Source organism: Streptomyces sp. NPDC001348 (assembly GCF_053597535.1).
Genome location: NZ_JBSFIK010000002.1, coordinates 285116 through 300066, shown reverse-complemented (window position 1 = coordinate 300066; position 14951 = coordinate 285116). Strand labels below are relative to the sequence as shown.

9 protein-coding genes and 1 pseudogene are annotated in these 14951 nt (G+C 73.2%); 3 read left to right on the top strand and 7 right to left on the bottom strand.

The window, feature by feature from the left end:
• A pseudogene (locus ACWC21_RS03120) lies at positions 1-342 on the bottom strand (phytanoyl-CoA dioxygenase family protein); the annotation flags it as partial.
• Between the two features lie 375 nt (positions 343-717).
• Between ACWC21_RS03120 and ACWC21_RS03115 the strand changes: the two are divergent.
• Entirely contained in the window at positions 718-2895 is a 2178-nt protein-coding gene (locus tag ACWC21_RS03115) for a ricin-type beta-trefoil lectin domain protein (protein WP_450877529.1), read from the top strand.
• A 16-nt stretch (positions 2896-2911) separates the two neighbouring features.
• Here the strand turns inward: ACWC21_RS03115 and ACWC21_RS03110 are convergent, their stop codons facing one another.
• The 5 genes from ACWC21_RS03110 to ACWC21_RS03090 all read right to left on the bottom strand — a co-directional run bounded on the left by ACWC21_RS03110 (position 2912) and on the right by ACWC21_RS03090 (position 8560).
• Positions 2912-3403: a universal stress protein gene (locus ACWC21_RS03110; RefSeq protein WP_450877527.1), complete on the bottom strand. Its 492-nt coding sequence runs from the start codon at positions 3401-3403 to the stop codon at positions 2912-2914.
• 52 nt (positions 3404-3455) lie between these two features.
• A complete protein-coding gene (locus ACWC21_RS03105; RefSeq protein WP_450877525.1) occupies positions 3456-4751 on the bottom strand; it encodes an SLC13 family permease in 1296 nt (431 codons plus the stop codon).
• Between the two features lie 23 nt (positions 4752-4774).
• Positions 4775-6013, bottom strand: a complete 1239-nt coding sequence (locus ACWC21_RS03100; protein WP_450877523.1) for a hypothetical protein — start codon at positions 6011-6013, stop codon at positions 4775-4777.
• Between the two features lie 221 nt (positions 6014-6234).
• On the bottom strand, positions 6235-6939 hold the full coding sequence (locus ACWC21_RS03095) for a DUF4232 domain-containing protein (RefSeq protein ID WP_450877522.1): 705 nt from the start codon (positions 6937-6939) through the stop codon (positions 6235-6237).
• A gap of 220 nt (positions 6940-7159) precedes the next feature.
• Positions 7160-8560 (bottom strand): serine/threonine-protein kinase, encoded by a 1401-nt coding sequence (locus tag ACWC21_RS03090; RefSeq protein ID WP_450877520.1) that lies wholly within the window; start codon positions 8558-8560, stop codon positions 7160-7162.
• A 46-nt stretch (positions 8561-8606) separates the two neighbouring features.
• Between ACWC21_RS03090 and ACWC21_RS03085 the strand changes: the two genes are divergently transcribed.
• Positions 8607-9155 (top strand): RNA polymerase sigma factor, encoded by a 549-nt coding sequence (locus tag ACWC21_RS03085; protein ID WP_450877518.1) that lies wholly within the window; start codon positions 8607-8609, stop codon positions 9153-9155.
• Between the two features lie 16 nt (positions 9156-9171).
• Here the strand turns inward: ACWC21_RS03085 and ACWC21_RS03080 are convergent, their stop codons facing one another.
• A complete protein-coding gene (locus ACWC21_RS03080) occupies positions 9172-11562 on the bottom strand; it encodes a SpoIIE family protein phosphatase (protein ID WP_450877516.1) in 2391 nt (796 codons plus the stop codon).
• Between the two features lie 244 nt (positions 11563-11806).
• Between ACWC21_RS03080 and ACWC21_RS03075 the strand changes: the two genes are divergently transcribed.
• On the top strand, positions 11807-14911 hold the full coding sequence (locus ACWC21_RS03075) for a glycoside hydrolase family 2 TIM barrel-domain containing protein (RefSeq protein WP_450877514.1): 3105 nt from the start codon (positions 11807-11809) through the stop codon (positions 14909-14911).
• Positions 14912-14951: the final 40 nt, after the last annotated feature.

Sequence of the window (14951 nt, the reverse complement as noted above, 5' to 3'; positions counted from 1 at the left end):
CGCGGCCAGCACCTCCTCCCCGAGCAGCGCCCGGAGGACCGTGCGCAGCCGGGCGTCGAGCAGGAAGTCCCGCGCGAGGCGGCTGATCTCGTGCGGATGCATGACCCTCGGGTACGCGTCCAGCGGGTCGGCCGGGCCGTCGTCCGGTACCGGGGTGCGGGGCTCGAAGTGCCCGGGCACCGGACCGGCCGCGCGTAGTGCCGCGAACTCGGCGCACAGCCGGTCGATCTCGTCGTGCCCGAACAGTCCGCGCACCACCGTGAACCCCGACCGCTGGAACTCCTCGACCCGCTTCCGCAGGGCCTCGGAGGCGACGGCGGCGCTGTTCTCCCTGGCTGTCATGGCTTCCACGTTACGGGGGCCCGGCCGGACGCGTAACGGGTGATTACCGTGCCGGGGCGGGGCAGACCCCGAAAACAGGCTGTTGACGATTCGTCGAATTGCCGGGTGGAAGAGCAAAGGGCAAAACCGGGGGTACTTGTTCCGGCCCGTCGGCCTGTGCAAAGGTGTGCCCTGCCCGCGGGCGGACAATTCCGTGTCGCACTCCGCACGCTCGAAGCCGCTCCCGTACGCCTGGCCGGTGCTTCAAAAGAGCCGCCGAAGCCGGACGTCCGAGGTGCCGAATCCCGTACGGGTGTCCGGGTCGTGTCGCAGGGCCGGATACCATACCCCCTGGTATGGACTAAATCCCGCGTGGCGTCTTGGAGGAATGCACCGGTGAATGACGCAGGCCTGTCGAATTCCCCCACTCCGCCCCAGCCGTTCGACATCCCGGACGAACAGCTCAGCGCGGAGCTGAAGAAGTGGACAGGAGCGACACCCGCGCTGCATCCCGTGGGCGAACTCCTCGACCGGCACTGGGAAGCGGCCTTCGCCTACGCCCGGCTGTGCACCGACGGGCCGCGCGCGGCCGGCATGCTCACCACCGCGGCCTTCACCCGGCTCTTCGGCGCCACCATCAGACAGGCGGGGCCGACCTCGGCCTGGAGACCCGAACTGCTGGTCACCGTGCGCCGTATCGCGGCGGAATGGGACAACGACGGCCGGCAGGAACTCCTCCACCCCGAGCTGCGCTCCGGTGCCGGCGACGGCGAACGCGCGGCGGTCCGGATGCTGCCCCCCGCGTACCGGCGACTGGTTGCCCGCGCGTTCCAGCGGCTGCCCCAGTCCGCCCGCGCCGTGCTGTGGCACACCGAGGTCGAGGCCGAACCCCTCGCCACCCCGGCCGCACTGCTGGGCCTGGACGAGGAGTGCGCCCGCGTGGAGCTCGGGCGTGCCCTCGACCGGCTGCGCGACGAGTGTCTGCAGGCCCACCGCGAACTCGCCGAGGACGGCGAGTGCCTGCGCTACATACGGATGCTGGACGTGACCTACCGCCGGGGCGGCGTCGACGTGGACCCGGACCTCCGGCACCATCTGAACGGCTGCCGGCACTGCCGGGACACCGCCGACCAGCTGGACCGGTTCAACTCGGGGCTCGGCCTCTCCCTGGCCGAGGCGGTGCTCGGCTGGGGCGCCGCGGCCTACGTGGAGTCCAGGGCGGCCCGCACCGAGGCACCCGCCGGGCAGGAAGCCGGCACCCCGTCGGCCGGGGGCGAGCACGCGGCCGCCATCGCGGCGGACCTCACCGGCGGCAGGCCCGTCACCGGCGCGGCCCCCGACCTGGCCGGCGGTGAGTCCTTCATCGATCCGGCCCCGGGAGCCCCGGCAGGCGATCCCTTCAGCCGCCCGGCAGCGGGCCTGCCGGGCGGCGCCTCCCAGGCCGCCCCGGAACCCGCCCCGATGACGGGCGTCGGGGCCGCCCCCGCCGCACCCGCGCCCGGCGGCGAACCCCGCCGACCGCGTGGCGCGCGTCGCGCCGAACGCCCCGGCTCCGGCGGCACCGCACCCCGCGGCAGGCGCCGGAGCACCTCCCGCGCGTCCGCCCCGGACGGGGAAGCGGCCACCGACGCCTCGAGCCCCGCCTCCCGCCGTTCCGCGCAGCGGGCGGCCCGCCGCGTCCGGCGGCGCAACCTCTCCGTGGCCGTGGCCACCGTGAGCGGGCTGGTCGTGCTGCCGTTGGTGCTGTGGACGGTGCTCGGCTCCGGCGACGGCGCCACCACGGCCGCGAACGGCAAGGACGGCAAGAAGCCCGGTCCCGGCGCCTCGACGACGAACCCGTCCTGGGTCGGGTCCGGCCAGACCGCCAAGGGCACCCTGCGCGGCCGGCTGCACAACCTCGCTTCCGGGCTGTGCGTCGGCGTCGTCGGCAAGAAGGCCGTCGAGGGCGCCGAGACCGAGCTCGCCACCTGCTCCTCGACGGCGAGCCAGCAGTGGACGTACGAGACCGACGGACAGCTGCGCAATGCCGCCGACCCCGGCCTGTGCCTGGACTCCCACCTCGGCTACTCGGTCCAGCTCGCCCCGTGCACGGCCGCGACCGGCGTCAATGTGCGCTACGACTTCACCCTCCAGGGAGCCCTCGTGCCGCGCGGGGAGCAGGATCTGGCGCTGGCCCCCGCCGCCACCGACGGCGCGGGCGCCCTCGTCGTCAAGAACCGCGTGGACAGCGACGTCCAGCGCTGGGTGATCGACACCTCCAAGTCGGACCTGCAGATGCAGAACGTCGACTGGGACGCGGACAGCGCGCCCCTGGCGACGTCCTCGGCCCCGGCCACGCCCAAGTCCGCGAAGGCCCCGGCGCCGGCCCCCACCCCGTCGAACACCCGCTCGGCGCCCTCGCCGAGCACCAAGCCGACGCCGTCGAGCACCGGCTCCACCGACAGGTGCGCCTACAACCCGTACTACTGCGGCGGAGGCGGCCAGTACGGCAGCGCCGGCGGCGAGTACGGCGGCGGATGGGGCGGCGGCACCGGCTACGGAGACGGCTCGGGCTTCGGCCACCGGAGCCGCTGAGCCGGCCGGCCCGGCGTCAGTGGTGCGGCGGTGGGGCGGGCGGCATCGTGGTCAGGGCCGGGGCCGCCTCCGGCCACACCAGCAGTACCGGGCAGGGCGCGTGGTCCACGGCGAACCGCACGGCCGGCCCCAGGCTGTGCGGGCCGAGGCGTGCCCGGTCCCCGTCGCGGGCCAGCACCAGCAGATCGGCGCCCTCGGCGGCGGCCACCACCTCCCGCTCGACCCGCCCGGCCCGCTCCAGCCGGGTGCAGGGCCGTCCCAGCCGGTCGGCCGCCGCCTCGAGGAGCTCCGCGGCCGAGCGGCCGCCGAGGCCCTCCACGCGGGTGCCCGGATCCCGGTCGGGACGGCCGCGGCCCAGCAGCCCGGCGAAGGCGCCGTGCGCGACGCCCGGCACGTCCGGCCCGCTGACATGCAGCAGCACCACGTCGGACGCGTTCGGCGCGTGGGTGCGCACGGCGTCCACACAGGCGGGCCAGGTGCCCTCGACGAGCCACACGATCACACGCATTGCGGTCGGCCTCCCTCGGTCGCTCACGAGCTGTCTCCCACCACCTGGTGTCTCACACCACCTGCAGCGACCCCCACAGTGCCACCACGGCCAGGGCGAGCGCCGACGGCACGGCCAGCAGCCCGAGCCGGGTGAACTCCCCGAGGTCCACGTCATGTTCGTGCTGGTGCACGATCCGCCGCCACAGCAGTGTCGCCAGCGAGCCCGCATACGTCAGGTTCGGGCCGATGTTCACCCCGAGCAGCACCGCCAGCACGGCACCGGGCCCGGCCGGCGCCGCGAGCGGCAGCAGTACCAGTACGGCGGGCAGGTTGTTGATCAGATTGGCCAGCACCGCGGCCAGCGCGGCCGTACCGAGCAGCGCCGGCAGCCCCGTGCCACCCGGCAGCACGTGCCCGAGCGCGTCGGCGAGCCCGTTGTCGACCACCGCGCGCACCACGATCCCGAGAGCCAGCACGAACGCCAGGAAGCCCGGTGCCGCCGCCCGCACCACCGTCATGGGCGTCGCCCGCCGCCGCAGCAGTCCCCGGCCGGCGAGCACCAGCGCCCCCGCCGCCGCGGCCCACGCCGGATCGACGCCGACCGCCGACGCCACCACGAACCCGGCCAGCGTGCACGCCACGGTCACCAGCGCGAACAGTGGCAGCCCGGGTGGCTCCGCGCCCCCCTCGGTGCCCGGGGCCGCAGCCGACAGGTCACGGGCGAAGAACCGCCGGAACACCGCGTACTCCGTGCCGATCGCCACCAGCCACGGCAGTGCCATCAGCGCGGCGAACCGGGTGAAGCCCAGCCCGCTCGCCGTGAACGCCAGCAGGTTGGTCAGGTTGGACACCGGCAGCAGCAGCGACGCCGTGTTCGACAGATGGGTGCAGGCGTAGACGTGCGGCTTGGGCCGTACACCGGTACGGGCGGCCGTGGCGAACACCACCGGCGTCAGCAGCACCACCGTCGCGTCCAGACTGAGCACCGCCGTGATCACCGAGGCCAGCGCGAACACCGCCGTCAGCAGCCGCACCGGCCGCCCGGCCGCCCGGCGGCCCATCCACGCCCCGCACGCCTCGAACAGGCCCTCGACGTCGCAGAAGTGGGCGAGCACCAGCACCGCCGCCAGGAACCCGACCACCGGGCCCAGCCGCTCGGCCTCGGCCCGGGCGTGGTCCAGGGTGATCGCGCCGGTGGCGACGGCGACCCCGGCCGCGGGAACGGCAAGCACCGCCTCCGGCCAGCCGAAGGGCCGCACCACGGCCCAGGCGAGCACGGCGACGAGCAGAACGACCGACAGGGCCTCGGCGAGCGGGGTGTTCAGGGCTCGGTCCTTCGCTTCGGTGATCGAGGAGTGCCCGCCCATGAAAGCAGACGACGGTAAGAGGCCTACGACGCCCCCGTGCCCGCCGCGCCCAGGAACTCCGCCCAGCCGCCGGCCGGGGCCTGCCCCGGGCTCAGCGTGCGCATCCTGCGCAGGACGGCCGGGTCCTGCGCCTCCAGCCACGCCACCAGCTGCTTGAAGGAGACGAAGCGCACGTCGTCGTACTCGGCCATCCGCCCGATGGCCTCCTCGACGGCGTCCATGTAGATGCCGCCGTTCCAGCGCTCGAAGTGGTTGCCGACGAAGAAGGGCGCGCGGTTGGTGGTGTAGGCGCGGTGGAATCCCGCCACGTACGTGTCGCGGGCCTGTGTGCGCCAGGCGTCGAACCGGGAGCGGTCGCCCAGCGGGTTACCGGCGGACTGGTTGTACATCATGTTGTAGTCCATGGAGAGGACCTGGAAGGAGTGGCCGGAGAAGGGTATGGACTGCAGCGGGAAGTCCCAGATCCGGTTGCCCTGCACCTTGCCCGGCCAGATCTGCAGTCCGCCGGGCGAACTGGCGTCGTACTTCCAGCCCAGCGCGGCCGCCGTCGGCAGCAGCGCGGCCTGGCCCTCCAGGCAGGGGGTGCGGCCGCCGATCAGCTCCTTGCGGTAGTCGAAGGGCAGCGGGTCGAGATCGGTGAAGCCGGTGTTGGTCCGCCACTCGGTGACGAAGCGGACCGCCTGGTCTATCTCGCTGCGCCACTCGGCGCTCGACCAGTTGCGCACCCCGTCCGCGCCGCAGAAGTGGCCGTTGAAGTGGGTGCCGATCTCGTGGCCCTCCAGCCAGGCGGAGCGCACCTGCTGGAGGGTGGCGTGGATGTGCCGGTCGGCGAGATAGCCGATCGCGGACGCGCCGACCGGGTGCTGCGGCGGGTGGTAGAGGTTCTTCTTGGACTCGGGCAGCGTGTAGATGCCGCTGAGGAAGAACGTCATCTTCGCCCCGTGGTCGGCGGCCACCTTGCGGAACCGGGAGAACAGCCTGTTGCTGAGCTCGCCGGCGCCGTCCCAGGAGAACACCACGAACTGCGGCGGCCGGGTCCCCGGCTTCATCCGCGTGGCCTTCGGCTGGTGCGGCTGGGCCCCGGTGTCGGCGGTGGAACCGTCGCCGATCTTCTTCAGCGGCCGGGCCTGCGCCGTGCTCCGGCCGCCCTTGGAGCCGTCGCCCCCCAGGGAGATTCCCCCGGCCGAGCAGGCCGAGAGGGCGCCCAGGGTGCCCGCCGTGGCTCCCGCGGTCAGCAGACGCCTGCGTGAGATGCCGCTCATGTCTCGTCCCCGATTTCCTCGTCGCGGCCCCGTCGGGGGCCTCATCGCTGTTGCGGTCGACGGGTTCGATGGGCGGCTGCGGCCAAAAGATCGGGACGGACCGTGGCTGTTCCCGTCCTGTGACAGTCGGCACGCGGCAGTGACGAACCCCGCTGCCGGGGGAGTGGCGGCGGGGTCCGGGCCAGGGCTCTTCGCGGAAGGGGCGGGCGGCGGCAGGTGGATCAGGCGCCGGTGCCCGGAGCGATGACGGTCAGGAAGACGGACGAGGAGTTGCCGGACACCGGCACCGCACCGGCCGTCCACTTCACCGTGAGCTGGTCCCGCTCGTCCGGCGGGGTGACGAGCAGCGCGGCGGGCTTCGCCGTCTTCGCCTCGCTGATCTCCGGGTTGGAGAAGCTCAGGCCGGCCCAGGCGCTCTGTCCCGGCTTCAGGGTGACCGTGGCGGCCTTGCCGGAGGAGCGCTTCGGGTCCGGGCCGAGCTGGGCGCCGGAGGCGTTCACGAAGGCGGCGCCGGGATAGCCGTGCAGGGTGCAGGTGCGGGCGGACTTGTTGGTGAGCACGACGGGGAAGTTCTCCTGACCCGCGCCCGGGTTGTTGCGGCCCACGGCGGCACTCAGCTCCGAGGTGTGGCAACGGGTGCTCCTGGCCGCGTCCGCCGCGCTGTCGCCGCCGGTGCGCGCGGTGGCGGTGGGCCGCGGCGACGACGGGGTGCCGGCCGGGGAGGCGGCGCTCGGCGACGCGGGCTCGCTGCCGCCCGGGGTGTGCGTCGCGCCCGTCGGGCCGTCCGACGCGGGGGAGGCGTTGCCCGGCACCTTCTGCGGAGCACCGTTCCCGGTGTCGTTGCCGCATGCGCTGATGAGGCCGAGCACGGCGACCGCACTCCCGAGCACGGCCGCTCCACGCAAGGACTGGGAGGTGTGTGCCATGTCCGTCAACACTCCTGCAAGGTCGTGGCACGCGCCGCGACGGCGGGTGCCCGCGGCGCCTCGTGCGCCGTCATGAGAGTCCGATGCGCCGAGCGGCCGGGAAGTTCGCGGTCCGCGCGGCTTTTTCGCCCGTTCTTCCGTACGGATTCCTGCCGCACGGGTGTTTTCCGCGCGGTGTCTCCGTGGGGATCTTCCCCTCCGGGATGGTGCGTTTCACCCGTCAGGTGACCCGGAGGGAGCGGAGTATGCGCTCCGTCGCGTCGGTCTCCCCGGTCTGGCGTATCTGCACGTATGCCTGGGGCTGGGTCCTGCCGCCCGCCGGGCGCAGCGCGGTCTCGCTGATCGAGCCGCCGCCCGGGCAGTCGCTCCAGGTGCGGATTTGGCCCTGCCACGCCGCGGCGGTGTAGTCGCGGCTGCCGTCGTAGTGGCAGCCGCCGTGGGAGAGCGCGTTCACCTTCGCGGTGACGTCGCCGTGCTCGCTCAGGCCGACGAACAGGCCGTCCACCTCGGCGCCGAGGTCAGGCCACTTCGCGAGGTCGTCGGCGACCGCGAGCCCCGGCTCGTGACCCGAGGCCAGGCCCAGCGCCCGCGGGTCCCAGCCGGCGTCACGCAGTTGGCGGCCCCAGCCGGAGGGCACCTCCGCCGCGATCCGGCCGGTGGAGTCCTCGACCCGCACCTCGTCGGCCGGCGAACCGGCCGAGGAGCGCCCGTGGACCAGCACCACCGTGAGGGCCGCGGCCACGGCGGCCAGGACCGCGGCGACCGAGAGGGTGAGGGCGCCGATCCTCCCGCGCACCCCGTCGAGCCGGCGTCGCCGCGGGGCGTGGGCCGTCCGCACGGCCAGCCGCTCCAGTTCGTCCGCGAACGCCTCCGCGTCCGGCCAACGACGCTCGCGGTCCGGCTGCAGCGCCCGCATCAGGGCGCGCTGCTCCTCGTCGGCGAGGTCCGGGCGCAGCCGCCGCGGGGGTACGACGCTGCCCGGCGGACCGGGGACCGTGCCGGTGACCAGCTCGTAGCCGACCGCGCCCAGAGCGTAGACGTCGGCCCGGGCGTCTATGCCGGCGCCCGGTTCGGCCTGCTCCGGCGGCTGGTATCCGGCCGAACCGGCGGCCAGGGTCAGCCCCGAGGCCTGGGCCAGGCTCTTGGCCAGGCCGAGGTCCGCCAGCAGCACCCGGAGGCTGCCGTCCGGTGCGGTGCGCATCAGCACATTGCTCGGCTTGACGTCCCGGTGCACGATGCCCGCGTCGTGCAGGGCCGCCGCGCCGCGTGCCGCCAGCGCGGTCAGCCGCAGCGCCTCGGGCACCGGCAGCGGGCCGCCTGCCAGCCGGTCGGCGAGAGTGCCGGCGTCGGCGTACTCCATGACGAAGTACGGCCTGCCGTCGGGGAGTTCACCGATGTCGTAGACCTGCACCACCCGGCCGGAGTCGGCCTTGCGCAGCAGGCGTGCCTCGGACAGGAACCGGTCGCGGACGTCGAGGCGGTGCGACCAGTTCTCGGCGAGGACCTTCACCGCCACCGGGGCCTCGAGCTGGTCGTCGTGGGCGAGCCACACCGTGCCGAACGCGCCGGAGCCAAGGCGTCGTTGCAGGCGGTAGCGGCCGATCCGCTCGAGGGAGTGCATACGACTATCATGCCTGCTCGGAGATCGAGTCCAAGGGGGACCTGCGGTGTACGACGCGGCGCTGACCGAAGACCTCGCCCGGCGCGCCGCCGCGGGCGATCCGGCGGCCCTGGAGCGGTTGCTCGCGGAGGTCCGGCCCGAGGTCGTCCGGCGCTGCGGGCGCTTCCTGCCGTGCCGGGAGGACGCGGAGGAGGCCGCGCAGGACGTGCTGCTGCAGATCGCCCGGCGGATCTCCACCTTCGAGGGCCGCAGCCGTTTCGGTACCTGGCTGTACACCGTCGTCGCCAACTGCGCCCGGCAGAAGTACCGCGAGCTGAAGCGGCGTGCCGCCGAGCAGCCGGCCGCGATCGAGCCCGCCGCGTACGTCGACCCGCGCACCACCAGCGTCATCGCGGGCTCCCGCGTCGACCTGCTGGACGCCCTGGACCGACTGGAGCGGGAGCACCCGCACCTGGTCGCGCCACTGGTCTACCGGGACATCTGCCAGCTGGACTACGCGGAGGTCGCCGAGCGTGTCGGCATACCGCTGGGCACCTTGAAGTCCCGGCTGCACGAGGCCCGCAAGCAGGTACGTCCCTGGCTGACCGTCTCCTGACCTCCGGCCACCGGCGCTACTGGTCCTCCGGGAGCAGCTCCAGCTCCGCCCAGATCGTCTTGCCCTCCGCACTGTGCCGGCTGCCCCAGCGCTCGGTGAGCTGGGCGACGAGGAGCAGTCCGCGGCCCCCCTCGTCGAAGGTCTTGGCGCGGCGCAGGTGCGGGGCGGTGTGGCTGGTGTCGGACACCTCGCAGATCAGCGTCGCCGCGTCCTGGATCAGCCGTAGCCGGATCGGACGGGCGCCGTACCGGATGGCGTTGGTGACCAGCTCGCTGACCACCAGCTCCGCCGTGAAGGCCAGCCCGCTCAGCGACCAGTGCTCCAGTTGCTGCACGACCTGCTTGCGGATCGGGGCGACCAGGGCCGGGTCGGGCGGGATGTCCCACGTCGCCACCTGGGAGGCGGAAAGCCCCTGGGTGCGGGCGAGCAGCAGTGCCACGTCGTCGGCGGAGTCGCCCTCCGGGAGCAGGGCGCGCAGGATCAGGTCGCAGGTCTCCTCCAGCGAGCCCGCGTATCCCGCCAGGGCCTCGCTCAGCAGCCGGTGGCCGGTCTCCGCGTCCCGGTCGCGGGACTCGAGCAGGCCGTTGGTGTACAGGGAGAGGACGCTGCCCTCGGGCAGGTCCAGCTCGGCGGACTCGAAGGGCAGTCCGCCCAGGCCCAGCGGGGGCCCGGCCGGCAGGTCGATCTGGCGGGGCGTTCTGCCGGGCAGGAGCAGCACGGGCGCGGGGTGCCCGGCGCGGGCCAGCGTGCAGCGGCGCGACACCGGATCGTAGACGGCGTACAGGCAGGTCGCGCCGACCTCGCCGGTGCTGCCGCCGTCGCCGCCCGACTCCTCGGCCAGCCGCAGCACCAGGTCGTCGAGGTGGGTGAGCAGCTCGTCCGGGGCGAGGTCGATGTCGGCGAGGGTGCGTACCGCGGTGCGCAGCCGGCCCATGGTGGCCGAGGCCTGTATGCCGTGGCCGACGACGTCCCCGACGACCATCGCGACCCGCATCCCGGACAGCGGGATCACGTCGAACCAGTCGCCCCCCACCCCGGCGCGCGCCGCGGGCAGATAGCGGGACGCGGCCCGCACGGCGGCCGTGCGCGGCAGGGTGCGGGGGAGCAGGCTGCGCTGGAGGGCGAGGGCGGTGTCACGCTCGCGGGAGTAGCGGCGGGCGTTGTCGATGCACACGGCGGCGCGGGCGGTGACCTCCTCGGCGAGCAGCACGTCGTCCGCGGTGAACGGGCCGGGACGCCGGTAGCGGGTGAGTACCGCGACCCCGAGGGTCAGCCCGCGGGCCTGGATCGGCACGGACATGGTGGAGTGGATGCCGAGTTCCCGTACCCGCTCGGCGCGCTCCGGGTTCCAGGTCAGCCACTGCTCCAGGTCGCCGGAGGCCGTGGAGGCGACGATGGTGCGGCCCGCCGTGATCGAGTCGCCCTGCGGGGAGGCGGCCGGATAGAGATCGGCCTGACCGGGTTTGGCCACCGCCTCCGGAGTGCCCGGCAGCAGGGACCGGTGGGCCACCCGGCGCAGCCGTACCGGGGCCGTGACGCTGGCCGGGGGCTCGCCGCCGTATTCCTGGGGATCGAGCAGGTCGACGGTGACGAAGTCGGCGAGTGCCGGCACGCACACGTCGGCCAGCTCCTGGGCGGTGGTGACCACGTCGAGGGTGGTGCCGATGCGCACACTCGCCTCGTTGACTATCTGGAGCCGTTCGCGGGCCAGGTAGTGCTCGGTGAAGTCGTGGGCGGCCAGGCACACCCCCCGTACCCGGCCCGAGTCGTCCCGGATCGGGGCCATGCGGGCCAGCCAGGCGTACCCGCGTCCGTCGGTGCCGGCCGGCACGTACGAGCGCACGTCGTGCCCGCGGCCCGTGGTGAGCACACGGTGCAGGTGCTGCTCGATGTCCGCGCTCTGCGGTCTGCCGCTGATCTCGGTCACGCGCAGTCCGCGCAGCCGCTCCGGCGGCAGGCCGAGTTCCTCGGCCATGGCGTCGTTCATCCGGCGCAGTCGCAGCCGCTCGTCGTAGATGGCGATCGCGCAGGGTGACTGCAGGAGCTCGGCCCGTTCCAGTGGGTCGTCGGGCGACGGCGGCGCGTCCCCGTTCAACGGGGCGACCACGAGCCAGCGACCTGCGTGATCGCCGTTCGGCGGGGTGCGGTGGGCCAGGACCCACACGGACACCGCCGAGCCGTCACGGTGACACAGTGTGACCATGCCGTACCAGCGCTCCGCGCCCCGGGCGAAGGGCAGGGCCTTGTCCCCGCCCGCCAGCATGGTCACGACGGAGCGGCCCACGACGTCGGCGGCGTTCCAGCCCAGCAGCCGCCGGGCGCCCGAGTTCCATTCGAGCAGGGTGCCCCGGTCGTCGATGACGGCCCGCGCCGTCGCGGCATCGTCGAACGGATACACCGGGCTCATCGTCGTACTCCATCGCGCCACTCACTGTGAACACGGGCGTTACTCGGGGTCCAGCCTAGTGCGTCCGGCTGCGGGCAACCCCATGGGGAGCAGCACCGGAGTCAAGGGCCGGATCCGGCCGATGTCGTGCGTGGGGCAGACGCGCGGCCCCGCACCCTTGACTGACCCATGTGCCACCACGTCAGAATCTGTGCGTTCACGATCAGTTGTGAGTACTTCTGGGCCCTGATGAGGGAGAGCCGCCATGACGGTCACGCGCAGATCGGTTCTGGTCGCCGCCACGGCGGCCCCGACGGCCGGAGCGCTCCTCGGCGCACCGGCCGCCGGGGCCGCGGAGGCGCTCGGCACCGGCGAGGCGTCCGGTGACGCGGGAGGACGCCGCATCGTCCCCCTGCGGGACGGCTGGCGCTTCGCGCTGGTCAACCCGGGCGGCATCACCGACCCCACCGGCGCGTACGCGAACGCCGCCGACCCGGGGTACGACGACTCCGCCTGGCGCGAGGTCGCGGTGCCCCACGACTGGAGCATCGAGCAGACCCCGACCACCGAGCACGGCACGACCAGCGGCACCGGCTTCTTCCCCGGCGGCCTCGGCTGGTACCGCCTCGCCTTCACCCTGCCGCCCGCCTGTGCGGGCAAGCGGATCTCGGTCGAGTTCGACGGCGTCTACATGGACTCGTACGTCTACTGCAACGGTACCCAGGCCGGCCGTCACCCCTACGGCTACACCGGCTTCGCCCTCGACCTGACCGACCTGGTGCACACCGACGGCACCACGCGGAACGTCCTCGCGGTCAAGGTCCAGAACCAGCTGCCCAGCAGCCGCTGGTACTCCGGCAGCGGCATCTACCGCGAGGCCCGCCTGGTGGTGACCGACCCCGTGCACGTGGCCCGCTGGGGCACGTACGTCACCACGCCTGACATCACCGCGGAGCGGGCCGTCGTCCGGGTGCGGACGGATGTGGTGAACGAGTCCGGCAGCGGCACGGACGTGCGGGTCGTGACACGGATCCTCGATCCCGGTGGCCGCACGGTCGCCCGTACGTCCTCCACGCTCGCCGTCTCCGGCACGGCGACCGAGACCCACGAACTGACCGTCGCCCGGCCCCGCCTGTGGGACTTCGACGCCCCGCACCGCTACACCGCGGTCACCGAGCTCCGGGTCGGCGGCCGGACCGCCGACACCTACCGCACCACGTTCGGCATCCGCTCCTACCGCTTCGATCCGGACGAGGGCTTCTCCCTCAACGGCACCCACGCCAAGATCAAGGGCGTCGACCTCCACCACGACCAGGGCGCCCTCGGCGCGGCGATCAGCATCGACGCGGTGCGCCGGCAGATGACCATCATGAAGTCGATGGGCGTCAACGCCTTCCGCACCTCGCACAACCCGCCCTCACCCCAGATGATCGAGGTCTGCGAGGAGCTCGGCATCGTGATGATGGTCGAGGCCTTCGACTGCTGGAAGACCGGCAAGACCAGGTACGACTACGGGCGGTTCTTCGACGAGTGGTGCGAGAAGGACGCCACCGAGATGGTTCTCGCCGCCCGCAACTCGCCCGCCGTCGTCCTGTGGTCGATCGGCAACGAGATCCCCGACTCCACCAGCACCGCCGGGCTCGCCATGGCGGACCGGATCATCGGCGCGATCAGGGCGGCGGACGACACCCGGCCGGTCGTCATCGGCTCGAACAAGTACCACGGCGTGCCCGCCACCGGCTCCCCGGCCGACCTCATGCTCGCCAAGCTGGACGGCCTGGGCCTCAACTACAACACCGCCAGATCGGTCGACGCCCTGCACGCGAAGTACCCCAAGCTGTTCCTCTTCGAGTCGGAGTCCTCCTCCGAGACCTCGACCCGCGGCAGCTACCAGGAGCCCGAGCACCTCAACACCGGCGAGAACCACACCCCCGGCAGGCGGGAGGTCTCCTCCTACGACAACAACCTCGCCTCCTGGACGATGAGCGGCGAGTACGGCCACAAGAAGGACCGGGACCGCAAGTGGTTCGCCGGGCAGTTCCTGTGGTCCGGCATCGACTACATCGGCGAGCCGACCCCGTACGACGTCTTCCCGGTCAAGGCGTCCTTCTTCGGCGCGGTCGACACCGCCGGTTTCCCGAAGGACATGTACCACCTGTTCCGCAGCCAGTGGGTGAGCGAACCGATGGTGCACCTGGTGCCGATGACCTGGAACCACGAGCCGGGGGACACGGTGGAGGTCTGGGCGTACGCCAACGTGCCCTCCGTCGAGCTGTTCCTCAACGGGAAGTCCCTCGGTGTGCGGGAGTTCGACACCAAGAAGACCACCGACGGCCGCACCTACCTGGAGACCACCGAGGCCACCGGCGACGACAAGACCTTCACCGACGGCCCCTACCCGGGCAGCTACACCAGCCCGAACGGCAGCGCCGGCAAGCTGCATCTGACCTGGAAGGTGCCGTACGCGCCCGGCGAGCTCAGGGCGGTGGCCCGGCGGGACGGCAAGGCGGTCGCGAGTGATGTGCTGCGCACCGCCGGGGCCCCGCACGCGGTGCGCCTCAGCGCCGACCGCGCGTCCCTGGCGGCCGACGGCCGTTCCCTGGTGTTCGTGACCGCCGAGATCGTCGACGCGCACGGGGTGGTGGTGCCCGACGCCGAACACCTCATCGCCTTCGACGTGAGAGGCGGCTCCCTCGCCGGCCTGGACAACGGGCGCGAGGAGAGCGCCGAGCGCTACCAGGCCAGTACCCGCACCGCCTTCCACGGCAAGGCGCTGGCCATCGTGCGCTCCGGTACGAAGGCGGGCACCCTGAAGGTCGCGGCACGGGTGGAGGGGCTGCGGGGGGACGCGGTGACCGTCCGCACCACGCCCGCCCGCTCGGTGGTCCGCACGCCGGCCCCCGGCTTCCCGGACGACCGCCCGGCGCCGCGCGACTACCCCAGCGCGGACGCCAGTTACTCCGGGCGTCCGGACACCCTGCCCGCCGCCATGCTCGACGGCGACCCGGCGACCGGCTGGTCGAACGCCTTCTCGAAGTCGGCGACGGCCCTGTTGCCCGCGTTCAACGGGGCCAGGCCCGAGGACTGGGTGTCCGTCGACTTCGGCCGCACCCGGACCTTCGACCGGGTGGAAGCCGCCTTCACCGTCGACGCGACGCACACGCTGCCCGCGTCGGTCGGCATCGCCGTGTGGGACGGGGCGAAGTACGCGCCGGTGACGGGGGCGAACGTGGACTGGGCGACCACCTCGGACGCCGCGACGGTGATCACCTTCGACGCGGTCCGGGGTTCGCGCATCCGGCTCACCCTGACCAGTGCCCACCCGGGTGAGGCCAAGGGGGCGGTGCGGATCACCCGGCTCGACGTCTAGGACGTCCGGGACGTCGAGCGGGTCCGGGCGGGAATCCGTC

Bases quoted from the DNA above. Each gene is read 5' to 3' on its own strand.
- ACWC21_RS03090 (WP_450877520.1), bottom strand. From the start codon at position 8,560: ATGCACTCCCTCGAGCGGATCGGCCGCTACCGCCTGCAACGACGCCTT.
- ACWC21_RS03100 (WP_450877523.1), bottom strand. From the start codon at position 6,013: ATGAGCGGCATCTCACGCAGGCGTCTGCTGACCGCGGGAGCCACGGCG.
- ACWC21_RS03075 (WP_450877514.1), top strand. From the start codon at position 11,807: ATGACGGTCACGCGCAGATCGGTTCTGGTCGCCGCCACGGCGGCCCCG.
- ACWC21_RS03095 (WP_450877522.1), bottom strand. From the start codon at position 6,939: ATGGCACACACCTCCCAGTCCTTGCGTGGAGCGGCCGTGCTCGGGAGT.
- ACWC21_RS03080 (WP_450877516.1), bottom strand. From the start codon at position 11,562: ATGAGCCCGGTGTATCCGTTCGACGATGCCGCGACGGCGCGGGCCGTC.
- ACWC21_RS03110 (WP_450877527.1), bottom strand. From the start codon at position 3,403: ATGCGTGTGATCGTGTGGCTCGTCGAGGGCACCTGGCCCGCCTGTGTG.
- ACWC21_RS03105 (WP_450877525.1), bottom strand. From the start codon at position 4,751: ATGGGCGGGCACTCCTCGATCACCGAAGCGAAGGACCGAGCCCTGAAC.